The 24,327-nt window shown below is 55.9% G+C and carries 22 protein-coding genes; 12 read left to right on the top strand and 10 right to left on the bottom strand.

Annotated elements, in window-relative coordinates; translation table 11 throughout:
- The first annotated feature begins 34 nt into the window (after positions 1 to 34).
- The 6 genes from JGF26_RS05395 to JGF26_RS05370 all read left to right on the top strand — a co-directional run bounded on the left by JGF26_RS05395 (position 35) and on the right by JGF26_RS05370 (position 6,250).
- Positions 35 to 367: a YbaB/EbfC family nucleoid-associated protein gene (locus JGF26_RS05395; protein WP_003858972.1), complete on the top strand. Its 333-nt coding sequence runs from the start codon at positions 35 to 37 to the stop codon at positions 365 to 367.
- Positions 367 to 972, top strand: coding sequence for a recombination mediator RecR (gene recR / locus JGF26_RS05390; protein ID WP_028017605.1), 606 nt, complete (start codon positions 367 to 369; stop codon positions 970 to 972). Before JGF26_RS05395 ends, recR begins: the two co-directional genes overlap by 1 nt.
- A 110-nt stretch (positions 973 to 1,082) precedes the next feature.
- Positions 1,083 to 2,957: a molecular chaperone HtpG gene (htpG, locus tag JGF26_RS05385; protein WP_134707208.1), complete on the top strand. Its 1,875-nt coding sequence runs from the start codon at positions 1,083 to 1,085 to the stop codon at positions 2,955 to 2,957.
- A gap of 194 nt (positions 2,958 to 3,151) precedes the next feature.
- Positions 3,152 to 3,796 (top strand): adenylate kinase, encoded by a 645-nt coding sequence (adk, locus tag JGF26_RS05380; RefSeq protein ID WP_006809841.1) that lies wholly within the window; start codon positions 3,152 to 3,154, stop codon positions 3,794 to 3,796.
- 124 nt (positions 3,797 to 3,920) lie between these two features.
- Positions 3,921 to 4,883 carry a ferrochelatase gene (gene hemH, locus JGF26_RS05375; RefSeq protein WP_028017603.1) on the top strand — a complete coding sequence of 321 codons (963 nt, stop codon included), beginning with the start codon at positions 3,921 to 3,923 and terminating at the stop codon, positions 4,881 to 4,883.
- Positions 4,884 to 4,945: 62 nt separating this feature from the next.
- Complete coding sequence (locus JGF26_RS05370; RefSeq protein WP_134707209.1) at positions 4,946 to 6,250, top strand: inosine/guanosine kinase; 1,305 nt, start codon at positions 4,946 to 4,948, stop codon at positions 6,248 to 6,250.
- Positions 6,251 to 6,330: 80 nt separating this feature from the next.
- Here the strand turns inward: JGF26_RS05370 and ybaL are convergent, their stop codons facing one another.
- The gene (ybaL, locus tag JGF26_RS05365) at positions 6,331 to 8,007 is read right to left on the bottom strand and encodes a YbaL family putative K(+) efflux transporter (protein WP_134707210.1); all 1,677 of its coding nucleotides are present in this window, start codon (positions 8,005 to 8,007) and stop codon (positions 6,331 to 6,333) included.
- Positions 8,008 to 8,236: 229 nt separating this feature from the next.
- On the bottom strand, positions 8,237 to 9,457 hold the full coding sequence (locus JGF26_RS05360) for an MFS transporter (protein WP_028017600.1): 1,221 nt from the start codon (positions 9,455 to 9,457) through the stop codon (positions 8,237 to 8,239).
- 169 nt (positions 9,458 to 9,626) lie between these two features.
- Between JGF26_RS05360 and ushA the strand changes: the two genes are divergently transcribed.
- On the top strand, positions 9,627 to 11,279 hold the full coding sequence (ushA, locus tag JGF26_RS05355) for a bifunctional UDP-sugar hydrolase/5'-nucleotidase UshA (protein ID WP_134707211.1): 1,653 nt from the start codon (positions 9,627 to 9,629) through the stop codon (positions 11,277 to 11,279).
- Between the two features lie 47 nt (positions 11,280 to 11,326).
- Here the strand turns inward: ushA and ybaK are convergent, their stop codons facing one another.
- The 3 genes from ybaK to copA all read right to left on the bottom strand — a co-directional run bounded on the left by ybaK (position 11,327) and on the right by copA (position 15,349).
- The gene (gene ybaK, locus JGF26_RS05350; RefSeq protein WP_028017598.1) at positions 11,327 to 11,806 is read right to left on the bottom strand and encodes a Cys-tRNA(Pro)/Cys-tRNA(Cys) deacylase YbaK; all 480 of its coding nucleotides are present in this window, start codon (positions 11,804 to 11,806) and stop codon (positions 11,327 to 11,329) included.
- A 199-nt stretch (positions 11,807 to 12,005) separates the two neighbouring features.
- The gene (locus JGF26_RS05345) at positions 12,006 to 12,800 is read right to left on the bottom strand and encodes a TraB/GumN family protein (RefSeq protein ID WP_028017597.1); all 795 of its coding nucleotides are present in this window, start codon (positions 12,798 to 12,800) and stop codon (positions 12,006 to 12,008) included.
- Between the two features lie 50 nt (positions 12,801 to 12,850).
- Positions 12,851 to 15,349: a copper-exporting P-type ATPase CopA gene (gene copA / locus JGF26_RS05340; protein WP_134707212.1), complete on the bottom strand. Its 2,499-nt coding sequence runs from the start codon at positions 15,347 to 15,349 to the stop codon at positions 12,851 to 12,853.
- A 108-nt stretch (positions 15,350 to 15,457) separates the two neighbouring features.
- Between copA and cueR the strand changes: the two genes are divergently transcribed.
- On the top strand, positions 15,458 to 15,868 hold the full coding sequence (gene cueR, locus JGF26_RS05335) for a Cu(I)-responsive transcriptional regulator (RefSeq protein WP_028017595.1): 411 nt from the start codon (positions 15,458 to 15,460) through the stop codon (positions 15,866 to 15,868).
- Here cueR and JGF26_RS05330 read toward each other — a convergent pair.
- Complete coding sequence (locus tag JGF26_RS05330; RefSeq protein WP_028017594.1) at positions 15,865 to 16,317, bottom strand: NfeD family protein; 453 nt, start codon at positions 16,315 to 16,317, stop codon at positions 15,865 to 15,867. The genes cueR and JGF26_RS05330 overlap by 4 nt on opposite strands.
- On the bottom strand, positions 16,314 to 17,228 hold the full coding sequence (locus JGF26_RS05325; RefSeq protein WP_024906863.1) for an SPFH domain-containing protein: 915 nt from the start codon (positions 17,226 to 17,228) through the stop codon (positions 16,314 to 16,316). Before JGF26_RS05325 ends, JGF26_RS05330 begins: the two co-directional genes overlap by 4 nt.
- Before the next feature lie 136 nt (positions 17,229 to 17,364).
- Between JGF26_RS05325 and fetA the strand changes: the two genes are divergently transcribed.
- Entirely contained in the window at positions 17,365 to 18,036 is a 672-nt protein-coding gene (gene fetA, locus JGF26_RS05320; RefSeq protein ID WP_049007461.1) for an iron ABC transporter ATP-binding protein FetA, read from the top strand.
- Positions 18,029 to 18,811 carry an iron export ABC transporter permease subunit FetB gene (fetB, locus tag JGF26_RS05315; RefSeq protein ID WP_128348581.1) on the top strand — a complete coding sequence of 261 codons (783 nt, stop codon included), beginning with the start codon at positions 18,029 to 18,031 and terminating at the stop codon, positions 18,809 to 18,811. Before fetA ends, fetB begins: the two co-directional genes overlap by 8 nt.
- Positions 18,812 to 18,862: 51 nt before the next feature.
- Here the strand turns inward: fetB and JGF26_RS05310 are convergent, their stop codons facing one another.
- Genes JGF26_RS05310 through tesA form a run of 3 tightly spaced genes read right to left on the bottom strand, consistent with a single transcriptional unit; the run spans position 18,863 to position 21,198 of the window.
- The gene (locus JGF26_RS05310) at positions 18,863 to 19,717 is read right to left on the bottom strand and encodes a co-chaperone YbbN (protein WP_023293125.1); all 855 of its coding nucleotides are present in this window, start codon (positions 19,715 to 19,717) and stop codon (positions 18,863 to 18,865) included.
- Positions 19,718 to 19,775: 58 nt separating this feature from the next.
- Positions 19,776 to 20,546, bottom strand: a complete 771-nt coding sequence (locus tag JGF26_RS05305; protein WP_134707213.1) for an SDR family oxidoreductase — start codon at positions 20,544 to 20,546, stop codon at positions 19,776 to 19,778.
- Positions 20,547 to 20,574: 28 nt separating this feature from the next.
- Positions 20,575 to 21,198 carry a multifunctional acyl-CoA thioesterase I/protease I/lysophospholipase L1 gene (gene tesA, locus JGF26_RS05300; RefSeq protein WP_028017590.1) on the bottom strand — a complete coding sequence of 208 codons (624 nt, stop codon included), beginning with the start codon at positions 21,196 to 21,198 and terminating at the stop codon, positions 20,575 to 20,577.
- Here tesA and ybbA point away from each other — a divergent pair.
- On the top strand, positions 21,169 to 21,855 hold the full coding sequence (gene ybbA / locus JGF26_RS05295; RefSeq protein ID WP_028017748.1) for a putative ABC transporter ATP-binding protein YbbA: 687 nt from the start codon (positions 21,169 to 21,171) through the stop codon (positions 21,853 to 21,855). The two genes, tesA and ybbA, sit on opposite strands and share 30 nt — an antisense overlap.
- Positions 21,852 to 24,266 carry a putative ABC transporter permease subunit YbbP gene (gene ybbP, locus JGF26_RS05290; protein ID WP_134707214.1) on the top strand — a complete coding sequence of 805 codons (2,415 nt, stop codon included), beginning with the start codon at positions 21,852 to 21,854 and terminating at the stop codon, positions 24,264 to 24,266. The genes ybbA and ybbP overlap by 4 nt, the downstream gene beginning before the upstream one ends.
- Positions 24,267 to 24,327 lie beyond the last annotated feature (61 nt).

Raw genomic sequence — 24,327 nt, 5'->3', positions numbered from 1 at the left:
TGTAATCCTTAAACGTGAAAAAAGAGAGAAGCCTATGTTTGGTGGAAAAGGCGGTCTGGGTGGCCTGATGAAGCAGGCTCAGCAGATGCAGGAAAAAATGCAGAAGATGCAGGAAGAGATCGCTCAGCTGGAAGTCACGGGTGAATCCGGTGCCGGCCTGGTCAAAGTGACCATCAACGGTGCGCACAACTGCCGCCGCGTTGAGATCGACCCAAGCCTGCTCGAAGACGACAAAGAGATGCTGGAAGATCTGGTTGCAGCCGCGTTTAACGATGCCGCTCGCCGTATCGACGAAACTCAGAAAGAGAAAATGGCCTCTGTTTCCAGCGGCATGCAACTGCCACCTGGCTTCAAGATGCCATTCTGATGCAAACCAGTCCGCTGCTCACGCAGTTAATGGAAGCACTGCGCTGCCTGCCGGGCGTTGGCCCGAAGTCGGCGCAGCGCATGGCGTTTACGCTATTGCAGCGCGACCGCAGCGGCGGGATGCGCCTGGCGCAGGCTCTGACCCGCGCCATGTCAGAAATTGGTCACTGTGCGGATTGCCGTACCTTTACCGAGCAGGACGTGTGTAACATCTGTTCGAACCCGCGTCGCCAGGAAAACGGTCAGATTTGCGTGGTGGAGAGTCCGGCGGACATCTACGCCATTGAGCAGACCGGGCAGTTTTCCGGCCGCTATTTCGTGCTGATGGGGCATCTCTCCCCGCTGGACGGTATTGGCCCGGACGATATCGGTCTTGACCGCCTTGAACAGCGTCTTGAGTCCGAAACGATCAACGAAGTGATCCTCGCCACCAATCCTACGGTGGAAGGGGAGGCAACGGCCAACTACATCGCCGAGCTTTGCTCGCAGTACGGCGTTGACGCCAGCCGTATCGCCCACGGCGTGCCGGTGGGCGGCGAGCTGGAGATGGTCGATGGCACCACGCTGTCGCACTCTCTTGCGGGACGCCACAAGATTATTTTCTGACCAAACGGAGGCTGCGTCCGTGGCCTCCGCTTGAAATTTCCCCCCCTTATCCCCATCTCTCCCTCAACGTTTTAAAACCCCATTAAATGGCATTGTTGAGGTCGACTTAGATGAAAGGACAAGAAACCCGTGGTTTCCAGTCAGAAGTAAAACAGCTTCTGCACCTGATGATCCATTCCCTGTATTCCAACAAAGAAATCTTCCTGCGTGAGCTGATTTCCAACGCCTCGGACGCGGCGGACAAGCTGCGCTTCCGCGCACTGTCTAACCCGGATCTGTACGAAGGCGACGGTGAGCTGCGCGTGCGCGTCTCTTTCAATAAAGAGAACCGTACCCTGACCATCGCCGATAACGGCATCGGGATGAATCGCGATGAGGTCATCGACCATCTCGGGACCATCGCCAAATCCGGCACCAAAGCGTTCCTGGAGTCCATGGGCTCTGACCAGGCGAAAGACAGCCAGCTGATCGGTCAGTTCGGCGTTGGTTTCTACTCGGCGTTCATCGTCGCGGACAAAGTTACCGTGCGTACCCGTGCAGCAGGTGACAGCGCGGAAAATGGTGTGTTCTGGGAGTCCAAAGGTGAAGGCGAATACACCGTTGATGACATCACCAAGACGGATCGCGGCACCGAAATCACCCTGCACCTGCGTGAAGGTGAAGATGATTTCCTGAACGACTGGCGCGTGCGCTCCATCATCAGTAAATATTCCGATCACATCGCCCTGCCGGTTGAGATTGAAAAACAGGAAGAGAAAGACAGCGAAACCGTGGTCTCCTGGGAGAAGATCAACAAGGCGCAGGCACTGTGGACGCGCAACAAGTCTGAAATCAAAGACGACGAGTACAACGAGTTCTACAAACACATCGCCCACGATTTTACCGACCCGCTGACCTGGAGCCACAACCGTGTGGAAGGTAAGCAGGAGTACACCAGCCTGCTGTACATTCCGGCACAGGCACCGTGGGACATGTGGAACCGCGATCACAAGCACGGCCTGAAGCTGTACGTACAGCGTGTGTTCATCATGGACGACGCCGAGCAGTTCATGCCGAACTACCTGCGTTTTGTGCGTGGTCTGATAGATTCCAACGATCTGCCGCTGAACGTCTCCCGCGAAATTCTGCAGGACAGCACCGTCACCCGTAACTTGCGCAACGCCCTGACCAAACGTGCGCTGCAGATGCTGGAAAAACTGGCGAAAGACGATGCGGAAAAATACCAGACCTTCTGGAAACAGTTCGGCCTGGTGCTGAAAGAGGGCCCGGCGGAAGATACCGCGAACGTGGAGGCCATCGCCAAACTGCTGCGCTTCGCGTCTACGCACACCGACTCTTCCGCGCAGACCGTGTCGCTGGAAGAGTACGTCTCGCGCATGAAAGAAGGGCAGGAGAAGATTTACTACATCACCGCCGACAGCTACGCGGCGGCGAAGAGCAGCCCGCACCTCGAGCTGTTGCGCAAGAAAGGCATCGAAGTGCTGCTGCTTTCTGACCGCATCGACGAGTGGATGATGAACTACCTGACCGAGTTTAACGGTAAGGCGTTCCAGTCCGTTGCCAAAGCCGATGAGTCCATCGACAAGCTGGCGGATGAAGTGGATGAAAGCGCGAAAGAAGCCGAGAAGGCGCTGGAGCCATTCGTTGAGCGCGTGAAAACCCTGCTGGGCGAACGTGTGAAAGAGGTGCGTTTCACTCATCGTCTGACTGATACCCCGGCGATCGTTACCACCGACGCTGACGAAATGGGCACCCAGATGGCGAAACTGTTCGCAGCAGCGGGCCAGGCGATGCCGGAAGTGAAATATATCTTTGAGCTTAATCCGGATCATCCTCTGGTGAAACGCGCGGCGGATACCCAGGACGACGCCCGCTTTGCCGAGTGGGTTGAACTGCTGCTGGATCAGTCCCTGCTGGCCGAGCGCGGCACGCTGGAAGATCCTAACCTGTTCATTAAACGTGTGAATGCGCTGCTGCTGGCGTAATTGACCACGCCTCCCCTGGTCTTCTCCCTCTCCCGTGGGAGAGGGCCGGGGTGAGGGCACCAGACCCTACCCTCCCAAATAATCTCCCCCCGTTAACCGTTTCAGCCTTCCCGCCTTCCTTGAGCGATGCCCGTTCTGGTGGTATTGTTTAGCGCTTTTGAAAAATTGAAACGACTTTTGAGGGGATTTTCGCAATGCGTATTATTCTGCTTGGCGCTCCGGGCGCGGGTAAAGGAACTCAGGCTCAGTTCATCATGGAGAAATACGGTATTCCGCAAATCTCCACCGGTGACATGCTGCGCGCCGCTGTTAAATCTGGCTCCGAGCTGGGTAAACAAGCGAAAGACATCATGGACGCAGGCAAGCTGGTGACCGACGAGCTGGTTATCGCTCTGGTCAAAGAGCGCATTGCTCAGGAAGACTGCCGTAACGGTTTCCTGCTGGACGGCTTCCCACGCACCATTCCTCAGGCTGACGCCATGAAAGAAGCGGGCATCAACGTGGACTACGTTCTGGAGTTCGACGTGCCGGACGAGCTGATCGTTGACCGTATCGTGGGTCGTCGCGTTCACGCTGCTTCTGGCCGCGTTTACCACATCAAATTCAACCCACCTAAGGTTGAAGGCAAAGACGACGTGACCGGCGAAGAGCTGACCACCCGTAAAGACGATCAGGAAGAGACCGTGCGTAAGCGCCTGGTGGAATACCACCAGATGACTGCACCGCTGATTGGCTACTACACCAAAGAAGCGCAGGCGGGTAACACCAAATACGCGAAAGTTGACGGTACCAAAGCCGTTGCTGACGTACGTGCAGAGCTGGAAAAAATCCTCGGCTAATCGCACCTTTCTCACCCGGATCTCCGGGTGAGAAATATTCCCATCTTTCCTATCGCAGCAATGGGTTTCGTTTAAACGCATTTCCGCTACAATTGACAACCATTCAAATGGTTAAGAGGCGTGAATGAGTCAGGCGAAAACCGGCATCCTGCTTGCCAATCTGGGCACCCCAGAAGCACCTACATCAGACGCGGTAAAACGCTACCTGCGACAATTTTTAAGCGACACGCGCGTCGTGGATACCCCAAGACTGCTGTGGTGGCCGTTGCTCCGTGGCGTGATTCTGCCGATTCGTTCTCCGCGCGTCGCCAGGCTCTATCAGTCCGTCTGGATGGAAGAGGGTTCTCCGCTGATGGTCTACAGCCGTCGCCAGGAAAAGGCGCTGGCCGCACGCCTGCCGGATATGCCTGTTGCTCTTGGTATGAGCTACGGTAAACCTTCGCTGGAAAGCGCGGTCGAATCACTGCTGGCGCAGGGGGTTGACCACATTGTGGTGCTGGCGCTCTATCCGCAGTACTCCTGTTCGACGGTTGCTGCGGTATGGGATGAACTGGCGCGTATTCTGGCGACTCGCCGTCGCATACCTGGCGTGACTTTTATTCGCGACTACGCGGATAACGATCTCTATATCAAGGCGCTTGCCAACAGCGCGCGTGCGTCGTTCGAAAAACACGGCGAGCCGGATCTGCTGCTGCTGTCTTATCACGGCATCCCGCAGCGTTTCGCTGACGAGGGGGATGATTACCCGCAGCGTTGTCGTGATACCACGCGCGAACTGGTTTCTGCCCTCGGCCTGCCGCCGGAGAAGGTGATGATGACCTTCCAGTCACGCTTCGGTCGCGAGCCGTGGCTCACCCCATATACCGATGAAACGCTTAAGATGCTTGGTGAGAAAGGGGTGAAGCATATTCAGGTGATGTCGCCAGGCTTCTCGGCGGATTGCCTGGAAACGCTCGAAGAAATTGCTGTGCAAAACAGAGAGTTCTTCCTGGAAGCAGGGGGCACGAAGTACGAATACATTCCGGCACTTAACGACTCGCCAGAGCATATCGACATGATGGTCTCTCTGGTGACAAACAGTCGCTGATCGCACTCCGGGCCGGGTTTGTGCTACCATTCCCGGCCCATATTCTTTGTACAGTTCAGACCATGAAATTTCCCGGTAAACGCAAATCCAAACACTACTTTCCCGTTGATGCCCGCGATCCGCTCCTGCAGCAAATCCAGCCTGAAAATGAAACCAGTGCCGCATGGGTCGTTGGTATCGACCAGACGCTGGTGGACATTGAAGCGAAAGTGGATGATGCGTTTGTCGCCCGTTACGGTCTGAGCGCGGGTCACTCGCTGGTGATTGAGGACGACGTTGCCGAAGCGCTTTACCAGGAACTGGTGCGCGAAAACCTGATCACCCATCAGTTTGCCGGCGGTACCATCGGTAACACCATGCACAACTACTCCGTACTGGCTGATGACCGCTCGGTACTGCTGGGCGTAATGTGCAGCAATATCGAAATCGGAGGCTATGCCTACCGTTATCTGTGCAATACCTCCAGCCGTACCGATCTGAACTACCTTCAGGGCGTCGACGGGCCGATTGGCCGCTGCTTTACGCTGATCGGTGAGTCCGGCGAGCGCACCTTTGCCATCAGCCCGGGTCACATGAACAAACTGCGTGCCGAGAGCATCCCGGAAGAGGTGATTGCAGGCGCCTCGGCGCTGGTGCTGACCTCCTATCTGGTGCGCTGCAAACCGGGTGAGCCGATGCCGGACGCGACCATGAAAGCGATTGAGTACGCGAAGAAATACAATGTGCCCGTCGTTCTCACGCTAGGCACCAAATTCGTGATTGCCGACAATCCGGAGTGGTGGCAGGCGTTCCTGAAAGAGCACGTCTCGATTCTGGCGATGAACGAAGAAGAGGCGGAAGCGCTGACGGGCGAAAGCGATCCGCTGCTGGCGTCTGATAAAGCGCTGGAGTGGGTGGATCTGGTTCTCTGTACCGCAGGGCCGGTTGGGTTATACATGGCGGGCTTCACTGAAGAAGAGAGCAAGCGCAAAACCCAGCATCCATTGCTGCCTGGCGCGATCGCCGAGTTCAACCAGTACGAGTTCAGCCGTGGTATGCGTTTTAAAGACTGTGTTAATCCGCTGCGTATCTACTCGCACATCGCCCCGTATATGGGCGGGCCAGAGAAGATCATGAACACCAACGGTGCAGGTGATGGCGCGCTGGCCGCATTGCTCCATGACATCACCGCGAATGCTTACCATAAAACTAACGTCCCGAATTCCAGCAAGCACAAGTTCAACTGGCTGACCTATTCGTCGCTGGCGCAGGTGTGCAAATACGCTAACCGCGTGAGTTATCAGGTGCTTAACCAGCATTCCCCGCGCTTAACGCGTGGGCTGCCGGAACGGGAAGACAGCCTGGAAGAGGCTTATTGGGATCGTTGATTGCTAAAAGAAAACCCCGGTGGCGCTACGCTTACCGGGGCTACTTGTAGGCCTGCTAAGCGTAGCGCCAGCAGGCTTTTTTAACCCGTCACCCCTTCTTCAACCGGCGGTTTCTCCAGTAGCGTCAGCATCGTATTAGCAATCTCGCGCTCGCCCATCACGACCTTATCCGCACCGCGCTCGGTAATGTACTCCACCTCATCGTCATAATGTGCCCGGGCGATAATCTCAATCGTCGGGCACTTCTCGCGCGCGGAAGCCACAATTTCACCCGCTTCATAGCCGTTTGGGATGGTCAGCAGCAGCCAGCGCGCGCAGTCCAGATGCGCCAGATTCATGATCTCTTCGTTTGCCGCATTGCCCAGCACCGCTCGGATACCGCGCTCACGCAGCTCGTCGACGCGGGTGCGTGACGTTTCAATCACTACCAGCGGGATCCCTTGCGCCATCAGTTTCTCACCGAGCAGACTGCCTACGCGACCAAAACCAACCAGCAGGGCGTGATTACAAATATCTACCGGGATCTGCTTCTCTTCTTCGATAGCTTCTTCCAGCGTCTGTTCTTCCAGCGTTTCGGTTTTATCGAGGTATTTTTCCTGCAGTGCGAACAGGACTGGGTTCAGCATAATCGACAGGATTGCACCTGCCAGCACCAGGTTCTGCCCGGCTTGCGGTAGCAGGTTCAGCGCCATGCCCAGACCCGCCAGAATAAAGGCAAACTCACCAATTTGCGCCAGACTGGCGGCGATGGTCAGCGCCGTACGCGGGGAGTGGCCAAACATCCTTACCAGGAAGAAAGCCGCGAGCGACTTACCAAAGATAATAATCGCCAGCGTGCCCAGCACAGCCAGCGGCTGATGAATAAGGACCATCGGGTCAAACAGCATCCCGACGGAAACGAAGAACAGTACGGCGAAAGCATCACGCAGCGGCAGAGTGTCATGCGCCGCACGGTGGCTCAGCTCGGATTCGTTCAACACCATCCCGGCGAAGAATGCACCCAGCGCGAAGGAGACATCAAACAGCTCAACGGCACCAAAGGCGATACCCAGTGCCAGCGCCAGTACGGAGAGGGTAAACAATTCGCGTGAACCCGTCGCTGCGCTGCGGGACATGATCCACGGCACCAGACGGCGGCCTACCAGCATCATGATGGCGATAAACGCCACAACTTTACCGATGGTAATGCCCATATCCAGCGCCAGCGAGGCAAAGCCGACGTTGTCTTTTTCCATCATACCGGCGACAGCGGGCAGCAGTACCAGCGTCAACACCATCACCAGGTCTTCAACAATCAGCCAGCCTATCGCAATTTGTCCGCGCTGGCTGTCAATCAGCTGTCTCTCTTCAAGTGCGCGCAGCAACACCACGGTACTGGCGGTGGAAAGACACAGCCCAAAAACGATGCCGGTCATCAGCGACCAGCCAAGAATTGCTGAAAGCGCCATCCCCAGCAGCGTCGCTACCCCTATCTGGGCGATCGCTCCCGGTATGGCGATCGACTTTACCGCCATCAGGTCCTTCAGTGAAAAATGCAAACCGACGCCAAACATCAGCAGAATCACGCCTAATTCCGCCAGTTCAGGAGCCAGTTTGGTATCCGCAACGAAACCCGGCGTAAACGGTCCCGCCAGGACACCCGCTAACAAATAGCCGACAAGGGGAGAAATACGCAGTTTATTGGCAATCATGCCAAGGATAAAAGCGAGCACAAGGCCACCAACAATGGTGGTGATAAGCGGTGTGGCGTGATGCATTCCGTCTCCTTTCGTTGTGGGTGTTCCTTTTTGGCGCAAACCAAAAAACCGAGTAATAGTTTATGACAATTTTTACTCTTATGTTTATGAATAATTGTTGAAATTTGAATAAAACAGCAATAAGCACGAAAAAAAGCGCATTTTGATAAATTCAGCAGGGGGAGGCAGAAGAAACCCTTATGGCATCAGGGTATCAGGTAGCCAAAGTAAAACTTTGGCTACCTGTAATTTACGCTTTGTGACGGTTATCAGGCAGGAATATGGTCAACATCCCAAGAAGTGGCAGGAAAGCGCAGATTTTATAAACCAGGAAGATGCTGGTGTGATCCGCAACCATCCCTAACACCGCAGCACCAAGCCCACCCATGCCAAAGGCGAACCCGAAAAAGAGTCCGGAAACCATACCGATACGACCAGGTAACAGCTCTTGCGCATAGACAAGAATGGCGGAAAACGCGGAAGCGAGGATAAAACCAATAATCACGGTTAAAATTCCCGTCCATTCAAGGCTGGCGTACGGCAAAATAAGGGTAAACGGTGCCACGCCGAGAATAGAGCCCCAAATTACATATTTACGCCCAATCTTATCCCCCACAGGCCCGCCAATCACTGTCCCGGCAGCGACCGCAAACAGGAAGGCAAACAGGTGGATCTGCGCATTTTGTACCGATAATCCGAATTTTTGCATCAGATAAAAGGTGTAATAGCTGCTGATGCTCGCCATATAGAAATATTTCGAGAAAATCAGCACCAGCAGGACGGAAACCGCCAGGATAATCTTGTTACGCGGTAGAGGATTAATCACCTTCGCTTTAGGTTTACCCTTGTTCACCCGATGTTGAGCGGCATACCAGCGGCTGATCTGCGCCAGTACGATAATCGCCAGCAGTGCGGCTAGCACAAACCACGCCACGTTGCCTTTACCGTAAGGGGCAATAATCACCGCGGCCAATAGCGGGCCGAGAGAGCTACCAAAGTTACCGCCCACCTGGAAGAGTGACTGCGCCAGGCCGTGACGACCACCGGAGGCCATACGCGCCACGCGGGAGGATTCCGGGTGGAAGACCGACGAGCCGGTGCCCACCAGTGCGGCGGCGATCAGCACCGCTTCAAAACTCCCAGCCATGGCCAGCAGTACCAGCCCGCTTAAGGTGAAACACATGCCAATCGGCAGCGACCATGGCATCGGGTATTTGTCCGTCCAGTAGCCCACTATTGGCTGCAGTAGCGAGGACGCGAGCTGGAAGGTCAGGGTGATCATCCCGATCTGCACGAAGGTTAAAGAGAACTCTGATTGCAGCAGCGGATAAATTGCCAGAATCAACGACTGGATCATATCGTTGAGCAGATGAGAAAGACTGATTGCACCTAAGACTTTAAAAGAGGTGCGCGATTTCGGCGGTGACGCCGGCACGCCCGGCACGGGCTGGGTTGATTCACTGATTGCCATAGAGAGAATTACCACGTCTTTAGTTATTAGGAATGCAGGATGTAATTATTATCCAACTAACATACCTGTCAGGGGCATTTGAAGAAAGTCGCAATTCTGAAAACTTATTTGTCTATTATTGTGAGTCATTGTAATTTTTGCCTTTGTCTATTGGTCAGGGAGAGAAAAGATGAAGTTAATGAAGCGGGGCGTCGCGCTGGCGCTTATCGCCGCATGGGGCCTGGTAAGCCTGCCCGCGCAGGCATACGAAAAAGATAAAACCTACAAAATCACCATTCTGCATACCAACGATCACCACGGGCATTTCTGGCGCAGTGAATACGGCGAATATGGTCTGGCGGCGCAAAAAACGCTGGTGGATGGTATTCGTAAAGAGGTGGCGGCTCAGGGCGGCAGCGTGCTGTTGCTGTCCGGGGGAGATATCAACACCGGGGTACCGGAATCCGATTTACAGGATGCCGAGCCCGATTTTCGCGGTATGAATCTGATTGGTTACGATGCGATGGCCGTCGGCAACCACGAGTTTGATAATCCACTAACGGTACTGCGCCAGCAGGAAAAACTGGCAAAATTCCCGTTCCTCTCAGCCAATATTTACCAGAAAAGTACCGGCGAACGCCTGTTTAAACCCTGGGCGTTGTTTAAGCGCCAGGACCTGAAAATCGCGGTGATTGGCCTAACCACTGACGATACGGCGAAAATTGGCAACCCGGAGTTCTTTACCGATATCGAATTCCGTAAACCGGCAGACGAAGCAAAGCTGGTTATTCAGGAATTACAGCAGAACGAAAAACCGGATGTGATTATTGCCACCACCCACATGGGGCACTATGACAATGGCGAGCACGGCTCTAATGCGCCAGGTGACGTGGAGATGGCGCGCAGCCTGCCGGCTGGCTCGCTGGCAATGATTGTGGGCGGTCACTCACAGGATCCGGTCTGCATGGCCTCCGAGAATAAAAAGCAGGTTGATTACGTGCCAGGCACGCCGTGTGCCCCAGACCGTCAGAACGGCATCTGGATTGTGCAGGCGCATGAGTGGGGCAAATACGTGGGCCGGGCGGATTTTGAGTTCCGTAACGGCGAGATGAAACTGGTGCATTACCAGCTCATCCCGGTCAACCTGAAGAAGAAAGTCACTTATCCTGACGGGAAAAGTGAGCGCGTACTTTACACCCCGGAGATTGCTGAAAACCAGCAGATGCTCTCCCTGCTGACGCCGTTCCAGAATAAAGGTAAGGCACAGCTGGATGTGAAGATTGGCACGCTCAATGGTCGTCTGGAAGGGGATCGTAGCAAAGTTCGCTTCGTGCAGACCAATATGGGGCATCTGGTGCTGGCAGCGCAAATGACGCGTACCGGCGCTGATTTTGGCGTAATGAGCGGCGGCGGTATTCGTGATTCCATCGAAGGTGGAAACATTACCTATAAAGACGTTCTGAAGGTGCAGCCGTTCGGTAACGTGGTGGTCTATGCGGACATGAGCGGGAAAGAGGTCATTGACTACCTGACCGCCGTGGCGCAGATGAAGCCGGATTCCGGTGCCTATCCGCAGTTTGCCAACGTGAGCTTTGTGGCGAAAGACGGCAAGCTTAACGATCTGAAGATCAAAGGCGAACCGGTTGATCCGGCTAAAACGTACCGTCTGGCGACGTTAAGCTTTAACGCCACCGGCGGTGACGGCTATCCGCATATTGATAACAAACCAGGCTATGTGAACACCGGTTTTATCGACGCGGAAGTGCTGAAGCAGTTCATCGAGCAAAACTCGCCGATTGATGTGAATGCATACGAGCCGAAGGGTGAGGTGAGCTGGCAGTAGTGCGGTTGTTTTGCCGGGTAGCGGCTGCGCCTTACCCGGCTTTTCTCTTACTCCCGGCGTGCAATATCCGCAAATTTCGCGTCCAGCATTTTCGCCAGATCGCCCGCCGCGAGTTCAATATCCAGCCCGCGTTTGCCGCCGGATATAAAGATGGTTTCAAACTCCTGTGAAGGCGCATCTATCAGCGTCGGCAGCCGTTTTTTCTGCCCGAGTGGGCTGATCCCGCCGACCAGGTAGCCCGTGGTGCGTTGCGCAACCATTGGGTCTGCCATATCCACTTTTTTCGCGCCCAGCGCTTTCGCCACTTTCTTCAAGTCAAGCTGCCCGGCGACGGGCGTAACCGCGACGGCGAGGTGCTTCATGTCGCCATTCACGGCGACCAGCAGCGTTTTATAGACCTGGTCAGCGTTCAGCCCCAGTTTGCGCACCACTTCATCACCAAAATTGGTTTCATTCGGATCGTGATCGTAGGTATGGATCCGGAAAGGAATTTTGTTTTTTTCGAGTAATTTAACGGCGGGAGTCATAGCTATCCTTCTTACGACAGACAATTCATGCTCACAGCATACGCCTGACGTTTGTCTAAAAAATAGCACCATCTTGCGCAATAGTATTGGCAGTGATGGTCACTTTGAGCGACAATCGGCTCAACCGAAGGTCTCCTTCGGCATAATAAAAACGATGAAATTCCTCTTTGACGGGCCAATAGAAATATTGGCCATTTTTTTATTTCAACAGTGACGGCAAATTCCCTTCTCCGTACAAATGTAATGCACCTACTGCGACAACGTAATGCCCGGCAGGTAAGGCATGCAGCGTCTGCCGCCAGGCTTTATTACGCGCATTCATCAGCACATCATACAGCGATTCGCTGAATGTAGACGGTAACGCCAGCTTACTGTCTGCGGGGGGAGCATCCAGCCACCAGCCGATCATGGTCTGCAGCAGACGCGCGTTGGTGTGCCAGTGGGTCAGGGTATCATCCAGCAGCATCAGACCGTCGTCAGGCAGTTGTCGCAACAGCGCAATCTGGCTGTCCGTCCCTTCCAGTTCGATGATCGGCATCCTGCGTGCCCTTGCCATATTCAGTAACTGGTAATCAATGCCGTAATCACCGCGCAGACCCAGACGTTGCGCCTGCGTGGCCTGAAGCACCATGGCAATTTGCCAGAGCGGAAGAGCGTCGATCATCGAGAGCGACACGCCCGTCTCATCCGCGACGCGCGTCAGTTCCGCGAGCAGAGCATCATCCAGACGTTCTGCCAGGCTGAGAGTGCTCTCCAGACCGGCAAACGGTGATTCATGGCCCGAAATGTCCGCCTCAACAACCAGCGCATCGGCGCGCTTGAGAAGTTTTATCAGACCAGGAGGCAGGGGAGACATATCCTGCGTGCCCATATGGATGCTGCCCACCAGGTGCAGGTGTTGCCCGCCGGGAAGAGAGATATCAAGACCGGGCCAGGCATAACGGCGGGGAAATAGGGCGCGAAACGATGTTTTTATACGATTAAACAGACTCATACGCGCTCCATGAACGGAAAGGTTCATGCTAGCGCGTACGAGTACAAGGTTCAATCTTTCGGTTTAAACCGCAACAGTCGGTTGGCGTTGCTCACCACGGTGATGGAGGAGAGCGCCATGGCTGCACCTGCGACCACGGGGTTAAGCAGCGTGCCAGTCAGTGGCCACAAAATCCCGGCGGCAATCGGAATGCCGAAACTGTTGTAGATAAATGCCCCCAGCAGGTTCTGCTTCATGTTGCGCAACGTGGCTTTTGAAATGGCCAGCGCATCAGCAACGCCCATCAGGCTATGGCGCATCAGCGTGATCGCTGCCGTCTCAATAGCGACATCGCTCCCGCCTCCCATGGCGATACCGACATCCGCCTGAGCCAGCGCAGGGGCATCGTTGATGCCGTCGCCGACCATTGCCACCTGACGCCCCTGGCTTTGCAGTTTCTTGATTGCGTCAGCTTTACCGTCCGGCAGTACGCCAGCAATGACCTCATCAATACCGGCTTCTTTCGCAATGGCGTTGGCGGTGGTCGGGTTATCCCCGGTCAGCATGACCAGGCGATAACCCGCGCGATGCAGGCGTTTTAAGGCATCCACACTGTCCTGGCGAAGCGGATCGCGCACGGCCAGCAGCGCGGCGGCTTTGCCATCCACCGCCAGCAGAACCGGCGTGGCGCCCTGGGACGCCTGCGCCTTCAACTCGCTTTCCAGCTCGGCAGTATCAATACCGTTTTCATTGAGCAATGCCTGGTTGCCCAGCAGCAGCGCGTGGCCTTCTGCTTCACCACTGACGCCGAGTCCGCGCAGGGTGCGGAAATTGCTCACCTGCGGCAGGCTGGCATTCCCGGCTTTCTCAATAATCGCGCGAGCCAGAGGATGGCTGGAGCCTTGCTCAAGCGCGGCAGCAAGACGCAGTGCGTCATTTTCTGCCATACCTGTCGTATTCACGGCCACAACTTGCGGTTTGCCTTCGGTCAGCGTGCCGGTTTTATCAAACACCAGCGTGTCGAGCGTACTGGCGCGTTGCAGGGCATCGGCATCACGCACCAGCACGCCAAACTCGGCGGCGCGACCGACACCGGAGATAATCGACATTGGTGTGGCAAGACCGAGTGCGCAAGGGCAGGCGATGATCAGCACCGTGGTGGCAATCACCAGGGTATAAACAATCTGCGGCGCGGGACCGAAAAAGTACCAGATAGCTGCACTCAGCAGGGCAATACCGACCACGACCGGAACAAAAATGGCTGAGATTTTATCAGCAAGCTGGCCAATCTCCGGCTTGCTGCTCTGCGCCTGGCGCACCATGCGAATAATACGCGACAGCGTCGTGTGGCTGCCGACGGCGCTGGCGGTGAACAGCACGCTGCCGTCCTGCACCACCGTACCGGCATGAACGGCGTCACCGTGGGATTTCTGCTGTGGAATGGGTTCCCCGGTGAGCATCGCTTCGTCCAGCCAGGCATCACCCTGTGTGATAATACCGTCAACGGGAACGCGGTCACCCGTGGTCAGGCGCAGAGTCATACCGGGTTGAACCTCGGCCAGCGGGACGTTCTTTTCACCGTCCTCTGTGACTACCCGCGCGGTTGGCGGCGTTAAATCAAGTAATCTTTCCAGCGCTTTTGAGGAACGCTGACGCGCGCGCGCTTCGAGCATATGGCCTAAGTTGATCAGGCCGATAATCATCGCACTCGCTTCATAATAAAGATGTCGCGCTTCCATCGGGAACCACTGAGGCCAGACGTTAACGCTCATCGAATACAGCCATGCTGCCCCCGTACCAAGGGCAACCAGCGTATCCATCGTCGCAGTGCGATTCTTCAGGCTTTTCCAGGCGCTGGTATAAAAATGTCCGCCTGCAACGATCATCACCCCAAGGGTGATCAAACCGATCGCCAGCCACAGCGTGCGGTTATCGTCGGTGACCATCATGTTGTCGCCGAACATGCCCCACACCATCACCGGAACCCCGACCAGCAGGGCCACTATTGCCTGCCAGCGGAAGCGTTTCATGGTGGCAACCGCCGTTTCCTGCTGACGTTCACGACGTTTTGCATCATCTTCGATAGCTTCAGCGCCGTAGCCTGCTTTCTCAACGGCCTGCACTAAATCTGCGGCGGAGGCACTGCCCATCACCAGCGCGGTGCGCTCCGCAAGATTGACCCGTGCCTGCGCGACGCCCGGTACGGCCTGCAAGGCGTTTTGTACCCGGGAGACGCAGCTGGCGCAGCTCATGCCGTTGATCAGCAGCTGTTGGCTGTCATCAATATCATCAGCTACCGGAAGCTCAGGAGTGGCCGCTGTCAGTGCTTCCGACGGGGATGATGACTCTGCCAGCGGTTTAGCCTTTGGGTGGCTCAGCTCCGCCCCGTAACCGGCCTGCTTGATGGTATCAATCAGCGCATCCGCGCTGGCGCTACCGGTTACGGCGGCATGATCGATGGTAACTTCAGCGCTTTCAACGTCAGGACGCTGTTCCAGACTTTCTTTAACGCGTTTGACACAGTGGCCGCAGGAGAGGCCGTCCAATGTCAGGTCAATAGTGTGAGACATAACAAAACTCCCGTATAATGATCTGGTCAGTTGTTGACCAACATAACGCTTTTGGCTAACTGTTATGAAGGTTAAACCTTCCATCAAGGGGAAGGTCAAGGGGGAAATGTGAATATCAGTGATGTTGCGAAAAAAACCGGCTTAACCAGCAAAGCGATTCGCTTTTATGAAGAGAAAGGGCTGGTGACACCGCCGCTGCGCAGCGAAAACGGCTACCGCAGTTACACGCAACTGCATCTTGACGAACTGACGCTGCTGCGTCAGGCAAGACAGGTCGGTTTTAATCTGGAAGAGTGTGGCGAGCTGGTGAATCTGTTTAACGATCCGAAGCGTCACAGCGCTGATGTGAAAAATCGCACGCTGGAAAAGGTGGCTGAGATTGAACGCCACATCACCGAGTTACAGGCGATGCGCAAACAGCTGCTGGCGCTGGCGGAATCATGTCCGGGAGATGACAGCGCCGATTGCCCGATCATAGATAATCTTGCTGGCTGCTGCCATCGTAAGGCATCTGTTTAACAGGCTTTAACCCGCAGAGTTATTCCTTCTACCGCAACGACCTCAACCCGCGTTCCGGCGCTGAGGTCATCGTCGGCCACGACAGGCCACGAACTGTCGCCCACGCGCATATGTCCACGCCCGTTCACCAGCGCGGTGTCGAGCGTAAAACGCTGGCCGACAATCTGCTGCCCGCGCTGATTAAGGTGCGCATCTAACGGTTTCTGCTCGTTAACCCGTCGGTTAAGCCAGCGCCACCACAGCCATGCAGCCACCAGTGTCAGTACGGCAAACAACGCACCTTGCCACGCCCAGTCGAGCGGCAGAAGCCACACGAGCAGCCCGGTAATGACGGCGGCGACACCGCTCCAGAGCAGGTAGCCGTTGCCGCCCAGCATCTCAGCGGCCAGCAATAACCCCCCGAGGCTTAGCCAGAAAGCGTGAGGATGTGCGGCGATGAGCTCAATCATTTTTTACGCTCGTTTCCGCTGTCTTTGATCAGTTCAGCGATCCCGGCAATAGAGCCCATGAGACTGCTGGCATCCAGCGGCATCATGACCACTTTGCTGTTGTTTGCTGAGCCGATCTGTTTCAGCGCGTCGGTATATTTTTGCGCGACAAAGTAGTTCACGGCCTGGATATCACCAGCGGCAATCGCCTCTGACACCATCTGGGTGGCTCGAGCTTCCGCTTCGGCCGAACGTTCACGCGCTTCCGCCTGGAGGAACGCAGACTGGCGATCGCCCTCGGCTTTGAGGATCTGCGACTGTTTTTCCCCTTCCGCTTTGAGGATCTCGGCCTGACGTACCCCTTCGGCTTCAAGAATATAGGCACGTTTGGTTCGCTCGGCCTTCATCTGGGCGTTCATGGAGGCGATCAGTTCAGCCGGCGGGCGAACGTCGCGGATCTCAATACGGGTGACTTTGATCCCCCACGGATTCGTCGCTTCATCGACAATGTGCAGCAGTCGGGTATTGATGCTGTCTCGCTGTGAGAGCATCTCATCCAGCTCCATCGAACCCAGTACGGTACGGATATTGGTCATCGTCAGGTTAACGATAGCCAGCTCCAGATTGCTCACCTCATAGGCCGCTTTTGGCGCATCAATTACCTGAATAAAACAGACGGCATCAATGGTGACATTGGCGTTATCCTTAGAGATCACTTCCTGAGAAGGAATATCCAGCACCTGTTCCATCATGTTGATCTTACGACCAATTCTGTCCATGAAAGGGACAATCAGGCTTAAACCAGGTTGTAATGTGTTGGTGTAACGTCCGAAACGCTCGACTGTCCACTGGTAACCCTGCGGGACAATTTTGACGCCAGCGCCGACAATAACCAGCGCAACGAAAATAAGGACAGGAACAACGATGAGCATAAAAACCTCCTGTTTTGCATGCTGTGGCGGAAACCATATGGCTGTTTGTTGACCCTAAGTATACGAGGAAAGTCGCCATACAATCACTAATCGCCGTAGACTACTGCTAATTATTGGGATGAAGGCAGGAAATAACATGAAGGATAACAGCGCGATTTTAACAATCGCGGATGTAGGCTACCGTGTGGGTGAAACCACTATTCTGAATAATGTCAGCTTTACCGTTTCGCCGGGGGAGTTTCGTTTGATCACCGGGCCATCGGGCTGCGGGAAAAGTACGCTGCTAAAAATCATTGCCTCGCTGCTCAGCCCGACCTCAGGCAAGATTTTTTTTGAGGGGAAGGATATTGCAACGCTCTCTCCTGAGGCGTATCGCCAGCAGGTCTCATACTCGGTACAAACGCCCACGCTCTTCGGCGATACGGTGTATGACAACCTGATTTTTCCCTGGAAAATTCGCAATAAGACGCCCGATCCTGAGCGGTTATCGGCCGATCTGGAACGTTTTGGCTTGCCGCAGGAGACGCTGACCAAAGCCGTGAGTGAGTTGTCGGGTGGAGAAAAGCAACGCGTCTCGCTGATCCGTAATCTGCAATTTTTACCCAGGGTGCTGTTGCTGGACGAAATCACCAGCGCGCTGGATGAGGCCAATAAGCGCAACGTTAACGACATCATTCATCATTACGCCAGCAAGCAGAATGTTGCCGTGCTGTGGGTGACGCACGACGCTAACGAAATAACCCATGCGGATGACGTGATTACGCTCCAGCCGCACGGTGGGAAAATGCAGGAGGCTAACCGTGGGTGAGCATAATATTACCAATGAATCCCTGGCGTTTTCGATGGTGCTGGTGCTGATTGCGATTGTGGTCAGCTACCGGGAAAAGCTGGGGCTGGAAAAAGATATTCTGTGGAGTATCTGCCGGGCGGTTATTCAGCTGATTATTGTCGGCTATGTGCTGAAGTATATTTTCAACGTCAACCACGCCGTGCTGACGCTGCTGATGGTGCTTTTTATCTGCTTTAACGCAGCGTGGAATGCGCAAAAACGCAGTAAGTACATTGATAAGGCCTTTATCTCGTCGTTTATTGCCATTACGACCGGGACGGCGCTCACGCTGGCAGTGCTGGTGCTCTCTGGTTCAATTGTGTTTACGCCAATGCAGGTCATCCCCATTACCGGAATGATCGCCGGAAACGCGATGGTTGCCGTGGGGCTGTGTTACAACAATCTGGGCCAGCGGTTCAGCAGTGAACAGCAGCAGTTGCAGGAGAAGTTAAGCCTGGGGGCAACGCCTAAAATGGCCTCGGCGCGGCTGATCCGTGAGAGCATCCGTTCATCGCTGATCCCGACGGTGGATTCTGCCAAAACGGTGGGACTGGTGAGCCTGCCGGGTATGATGTCGGGTCTGATTTTTGCGGGTATCGATCCGGTAAAAGCGATTAAGTATCAGATTATGGTAACGTTTATGCTGCTCTCAACGGCGAGCCTGTCAACCATCATTGCCTGTTACCTGACCTACCGGAAGTTCTATAACGCGCGCCACCAGCTGGTGGTGACGCAGTTGAAAAAGACGGGGTAATATCGGCTTTTGTCGGCCCGGTAAGGCGAAGCCGCCCCCGGGCAAAGTGCATCAATACAGCAGCGCGTACAGCTGACGACGATACTTCGACGCCAGCGCGTCGCCGGTGCCCAACGCGGCCAGAATTTCCTGGAACATCTTACGCGCCTGGCCGTCTGCGGCAGCCAGATCTTTTTGCAGATGGCTAAACAGCAGCTCCAGTGCTTCTTCGTTACGCCCTACCTGATGCAGCTGCAGCGCCAGCTGGCTTGCCAGCGCGGCATCGGCCGGGTTGTCAGCTACCTGCTGTTGCAGCTGCTGAATTTCCGGGGTGTCTGCCGCCTGCTTCAGCAGCTCAATTTGCGCGACCAGCCCCTGGTAACGGGTGTCCTGATCCTGAAGTGGAACCGTCTTCAGCACGGCTTCTGCGTCTTCTGAGCGGTGTAGTGCAATCTGCGTTTCCGCCAGCAGTAGACCAATCTGGCTGTTTTGCTTCGACAACTGCCATGCCTCTTTGAGCAGCGGCAGCGCCTCGTCATATTTGCCTTCCTGCATTAGCGCCATGCCTTCCTGCGCTTTCAGCTCTTCTTCACGCGGCAGGACTTTATCCAGCAGAGCGCGAATAGCCTCTTCCGGCTGCGGCCCCTGGAAACCATCAACAGGCTGACCGTTCTGGAAAAGATAGACGGTTGGAATCGCGCGCAGACCAAACTGAGATGCCACCATTGGCTCGGCGTCACAATCCAGTTTGGCGAGAATGAACTGACCGTTGTACTGTGCGGCAAGGCTTTCCAGTACCGGCGTCAGCTGCAGGCAGTGCTGGCTTCGCTCAGACCAGAAGTAGAACAGCACCGGTTTGGTCATTGACTGTTCGAGGGTCTGTTGCAGGTTTGCTTCAGTAATATTGACGATATTCTGTACGGACATGCGGCTTTCTCTTTTGTCGGTTTGTTCTTTACATGGGGGTGAGCGTCGTTGCTTCAACTCAACCGTGTAAAATTTTGTCCATCATCCGGCCCGGCAGCAGGCGTTTTAACCAGCCTACGGCATGGGTGACCAGCGTCACCGGATAGCGCATTTTTGGATTTTCACTCTCAAAAGCATGGCGCACTTTCGCGACAACCGCTTCCGGCCCGAGGGTAAAACGTGCGGCGATGCCAGGGTTTTCGACCGGTTTGTCCGCCTGCGTCTGGTTGACGTTTTCGGTAAAGCGGGTGCGGATGGGGCCGGGTTCAATCAGGCTGACCTTAATGCCGCTGTGACGCAACTCCATGCGCAGGGCGTCAGACCAGGCCTCCAGCGCATATTTGCTGGCGGCGTAGGCGCCTCGGCCTGGGGTGGAGATCAGGCCCATCACCGAGGAGGTCATCACGATACGTCCTTCACCGTGCGGCAGCATGGCGGGGAGCAGGCGCATAGTCAGTTGATGCACGCCGAAGAAGTTGGTCGAAAACTGTTTTTCCAGCGTTTCGCGGGAGAGCGTATCCAGCGGGCCATACACGCCGTAGCCGGCATTGTTAAAGAGCCCGTACAGACGATTATCGGTCAGCGCGATCACTTCATCGGCGGCGCGTTCAACGCTCTCCGGCGAGTCCATATCCAGCAGCACGCCGGTAAAGCCCAGCCCGTTCATGCGTTCGACATCGTCGGGTTTGCGGCAGGCCGCCAGGACCCGAAACCCCTGGCGCTTCAGTTCGAGCGCGCTTTCCAGGCCGATTCCACTGGAACATCCTGTAATTAAGACCGATTTTTGCATAACTTTACCTGTCAGGATCTCCGCTTAATCAGGAGTCATGTTTAACTAAAGGGGCCAGCCGCGTTGCCATCCAGTCGGCAATAAACGGCTGAGCATCGCGATTGGGATGGATCCCATCGTCTTGCATCCATTGGGGTTTGAGATAGACCTCTTCCATGAAAAATGGCAGCAGCGGAATATCAAACTCTTTGGCAAGCTTTGGGTAGATCGCGCTAAAGGCCTCATTATACCGACGACCGTAGTTAGCGGGCAGGCGAATTTGCATCAGCAGCGGCTGGGCGTTTGCCGCCTTGATGTCCTGCAGAATGGTGCGCAGCGTCTGTTCTGTTTGCTGAGGCTGAAAACCGCGCAGGCCATCATTACCGCCAAGCTCAACCAGCACCCATCGCGGCTGATGCTGTTTGAGTAAGGCAGGCAGCCGCGACAAGCCCTGCTGCGAGGTATCGCCGCTGATGCTGGCATTGATCACCGGCGTTGTGCTCTGCCATTTATCATTGAGCAAAGCAGGCCAGGCCGCGCTGGCGGCCATGCGATAGCCTGCACTCAGGCTGTCGCCGAGAACCAGTAACGTGTCCGCTGCCGCCGCGCGGAAGGTCATCAGAATCAAAAACAGGAAGGGCAAATGCCAGCGGAAAACAGTGTTGAAGTTCATCGTCTTAAGAAATCCGTCGGTCAGGGGGAACACGAGCTTTCCATCCTTACTGGAGTTGAACTCGTTGTCAAACGCGCTGAAACCATCGCGCTGATTGGCGAATCCGGTTCCGGTAAGTCTACGCTGCTGGCGATTTTGGCGGGTCTGGACGACGGAAGCAGCGGAGAGGTCCACCTTGTCGGGCAACCGCTGCATCAGCTTGATGAAGAGGCGCGCGCTGCACTGCGTGCGCGACACATCGGTTTTGTTTTTCAGTCCTTTATGCTTATCCCGACGCTGAACGCGCTGGAAAACGTCGAACTCCCGGCGCTTCTGCGCGGCGAAAATAGCCGTGAAAGCCGCGCGCATGCAAAGGCCTTACTGGAGCAGCTGGGGTTGGGCAAACGCCTCGACCATCTTCCGGCACAGCTTTCCGGCGGGGAGCAACAGCGCGTGGCGCTGGCGCGCGCGTTTAACGGTCGTCCGGAGGTACTGTTCGCTGATGAGCCTACCGGTAACCTTGACCGTAAAACCGGGGACAAGATTGCTGACCTGCTGTTTTCGCTCAACCGTGAACATGGCACTACGCTGATCCTCGTGACCCACGACCCGCAACTTGCCGCCCGCTGTGACCGTCGTCTGCGGCTGGTCAACGGTGTTCTTCAGGAGGAAGCATGATTGCCCGCTGGTTCTGGCGCGAGTGGCGCTCGCCCTCGCTGCTGATAGTCTGGCTGGCCTTAAGCCTGGCGGTAGCGTGCGTGCTGGCGCTCGGCAGCGTCAGCGACCGCATGGAGAAAGGGCTCAGTCAGCAAAGCCGGGAGTTTATGGCGGGAGACAGGGCGCTACAAAGTTCACGCGCGGTTCCGCCGGGCTGGATTGATGAAGCGCGCAAGCGGGGGCTCAAGGTCGGGGAGCAGATAAGCTTCCAGACCATGACCTTCGCGGGCGAAACGCCGCAGCTGGCAAGCGTCAAAGCCGTCGATGACATCTACCCGATGTATGGCGAACTGCAAACCAGCCCACCAGGGTTGAAACCCAAACCCGGCACGGTGCTGCTGGCGCCGCGCCTGATGGCGCTGTTGAACCTGAAAACGGGCGACAGCATTGATGTCGGTGATGCTACGCTGAAAATTGCCGGGGAAGTGGTTCAGGAACCTGACTCCGGGTTTAATCCGTTCCAGCTCGCGCCGCGATTACTGATGAACACCGCCGATGTGGCGAAAACCAATGCCGTACAGCCGGGTAGCCGCGTCACCTGGCGCTATAAGTTTGGCGGCACGCCTGCCCAGCTTGACGCGTATGAAAAATGGCTTCTGCCGCAGTTAAAACCGGAACACCGCTGGTACGGGCTGGAGCAGGACGAGGGAGCGCTCGGTAAGTCCCTCGAGCGTTCTCAGCAGTTCCTGCTGCTTTCGGCCCTGTTAACGCTATTGCTGGCAGTGGCGGCAGTTGCCGTCGCAATGGGGCACTACTGCCGCAGCCGTTACGATCTGGTGGCGGTTCTCAAAACGCTGGGTGCGGGCAGGGTGCAGTTGCGTAAGCTGATTGTCGGCCAGTGGCTGATGCTGCTGCTTTTCTCGGCCTTCACCGGCGGGGTAATGGGGCTACTGTTCGAAAAACTGCTGATGGTGATGCTGAAACCGGTGCTCCCGGCAGCATTGCCGCCGGCCAGCCTCTGGCCGTGGCTGTGGGCGATGGGCGCGATGACGGTAATCTCGGTGCTGGTGGGGCTCCGTCCGTACCGGCTGTTGATTGCGACGCAGCCGCTGCGTGTTTTACGCCGTGACGTCGTGGCAAACGTCTGGCCGCTGAAGTTCTACCTTCCTGTGATAATCGCGGTGGCGGTTGGGCTGCTGGCCTGGCTGATGGGGGGCAGCACCCTGTTATGGGCAGTACTGTCCGGGGCGGTTGTGCTGGCGCTGCTGTGCGGCGTACTGGGCTGGATACTGCTCAATATTCTGAAAAAAATCACGGTAAAATCGCTTCCCGTGCGGCTGGCAGTGAACCGTCTGCTGCATCAGCCCTGGTCCACGCTCAGCCAGCTTTCGGCGTTTTCGCTGTCGTTTATGCTGTTGGCACTTCTGCTGGTGCTGCGAGGCGATCTGCTGGATCGCTGGCAGCACCAGCTTCCGCCGGAAAGCCCAAACTATTTCCTGATCAATATCGCGCCTGAGCAGGTCACGCCGCTGAAGGGATTTCTGTCGGAGCATCACATTATCCCCGAGTCGTTCTACCCCATCGTTCGCGCACGGCTGACGCAGATCAACGGTCAGTCAACGGAGGGGAACAAGGACGAGTCGCTTAACCGCGAGCTGAACCTTACCTGGCAGGAGAAACGCCCTGACCACAACCCGATAACCGCCGGCACCTGGCCGCCGAAAGCGGGAGAGGTGTCGATGGAGGAGGGGCTGGCGAAGCGCCTGAGCGTTAAGCTGGGAGACAGCGTCACGTTTACCGGGGATACGCAGGATTTTACCGCGAAAGTCACCAGCCTGCGTAAAGTGGACTGGGAAAGCCTGCGGCCCAACTTCTTCTTCATCTTCCCGCCGGGGGCGCTGGACGGACAACCGCAGAGCTGGCTGACCAGCTTCCGCTGGGAAAACGGCAACGGCATGCTGACGCAGCTTAACCGGGAATTCCCGACGGTCAGCCTGCTGGATATCGGGGCGATCCTGAAGCAGGTGGGACAGGTGCTGGAGCAGGTGAGCCGCGCGCTGGAGGTGATGGTGGTGTTGGTGACGATCTGTGGCGTGCTGTTGCTGCTGGCCCAGGTACAGGTGGGGATGCGCCAGCGTCATCAGGAACTGGTGGTTTACCGCACGCTGGGGGCCGGTAAGCGGCTGCTGCGGGCGACACTCTGGAGTGAATTCGCACTGCTGGGGCTGGTGGCGGGTCTGGTCGCGGCCATTGGTGCAGAGACGGCGCTGGCTGTCCTGCAGACAAAGGTCTTCGACTTCCCATGGGAGCCTGACTGGCGTCTTTGGCTGACATTGCCTCTCTTTGGTGCGGTACTGCTTTCCCTCTGTGGAGGCTGGCTCGGTACACGCTTGTTAAAGGGCAAAGCCCTGTTCCGCCAGTTTGAGAGTTGATTCAATGTGGTGATAATTACGCACCGGTTTTTATATCGGTGCGTAGTAATTTAATGGCACA

Source organism: Enterobacter sp. E1 (assembly GCF_016809815.1).
In the GTDB taxonomy this organism is placed as follows: domain Bacteria; phylum Pseudomonadota; class Gammaproteobacteria; order Enterobacterales; family Enterobacteriaceae; genus Enterobacter; species Enterobacter adelaidei.
The sequence above is the reverse complement of the archived record's forward strand: the minus strand, read 5'-3'. Positions and strand labels throughout refer to the sequence as shown.

Coding starts and splice junctions, on each gene's coding strand:
- adk (WP_006809841.1), top strand. CDS start 3,152: ATGCGTATTATTCTGCTTGGCGCTCCGGGCGCGGGTAAAGGAACTCAG.
- JGF26_RS05310 (WP_023293125.1), bottom strand. CDS start 19,717: ATGTCCGTACAGAATATCGTCAATATTACTGAAGCAAACCTGCAACAG.
- ybaK (WP_028017598.1), bottom strand. CDS start 11,806: ATGACTCCCGCCGTTAAATTACTCGAAAAAAACAAAATTCCTTTCCGG.
- JGF26_RS05360 (WP_028017600.1), bottom strand. CDS start 9,457: ATGGCAATCAGTGAATCAACCCAGCCCGTGCCGGGCGTGCCGGCGTCA.
- ybbA (WP_028017748.1), top strand. CDS start 21,169: ATGCCAGCGGAAAACAGTGTTGAAGTTCATCGTCTTAAGAAATCCGTC.
- copA (WP_134707212.1), bottom strand. CDS start 15,349: ATGTCTCACACTATTGACCTGACATTGGACGGCCTCTCCTGCGGCCAC.
- JGF26_RS05370 (WP_134707209.1), top strand. CDS start 4,946: ATGAAATTTCCCGGTAAACGCAAATCCAAACACTACTTTCCCGTTGAT.
- JGF26_RS05395 (WP_003858972.1), top strand. CDS start 35: ATGTTTGGTGGAAAAGGCGGTCTGGGTGGCCTGATGAAGCAGGCTCAG.
- fetA (WP_049007461.1), top strand. CDS start 17,365: ATGAAGGATAACAGCGCGATTTTAACAATCGCGGATGTAGGCTACCGT.
- JGF26_RS05345 (WP_028017597.1), bottom strand. CDS start 12,800: ATGAGTCTGTTTAATCGTATAAAAACATCGTTTCGCGCCCTATTTCCC.
- tesA (WP_028017590.1), bottom strand. CDS start 21,198: ATGAACTTCAACACTGTTTTCCGCTGGCATTTGCCCTTCCTGTTTTTG.
- JGF26_RS05325 (WP_024906863.1), bottom strand. CDS start 17,228: ATGCTCATCGTTGTTCCTGTCCTTATTTTCGTTGCGCTGGTTATTGTC.
- JGF26_RS05330 (WP_028017594.1), bottom strand. CDS start 16,317: ATGATTGAGCTCATCGCCGCACATCCTCACGCTTTCTGGCTAAGCCTC.
- htpG (WP_134707208.1), top strand. CDS start 1,083: ATGAAAGGACAAGAAACCCGTGGTTTCCAGTCAGAAGTAAAACAGCTT.
- recR (WP_028017605.1), top strand. CDS start 367: ATGCAAACCAGTCCGCTGCTCACGCAGTTAATGGAAGCACTGCGCTGC.
- ushA (WP_134707211.1), top strand. CDS start 9,627: ATGAAGTTAATGAAGCGGGGCGTCGCGCTGGCGCTTATCGCCGCATGG.
- hemH (WP_028017603.1), top strand. CDS start 3,921: ATGAGTCAGGCGAAAACCGGCATCCTGCTTGCCAATCTGGGCACCCCA.
- ybaL (WP_134707210.1), bottom strand. CDS start 8,007: ATGCATCACGCCACACCGCTTATCACCACCATTGTTGGTGGCCTTGTG.
- ybbP (WP_134707214.1), top strand. CDS start 21,852: ATGATTGCCCGCTGGTTCTGGCGCGAGTGGCGCTCGCCCTCGCTGCTG.
- JGF26_RS05305 (WP_134707213.1), bottom strand. CDS start 20,546: ATGCAAAAATCGGTCTTAATTACAGGATGTTCCAGTGGAATCGGCCTG.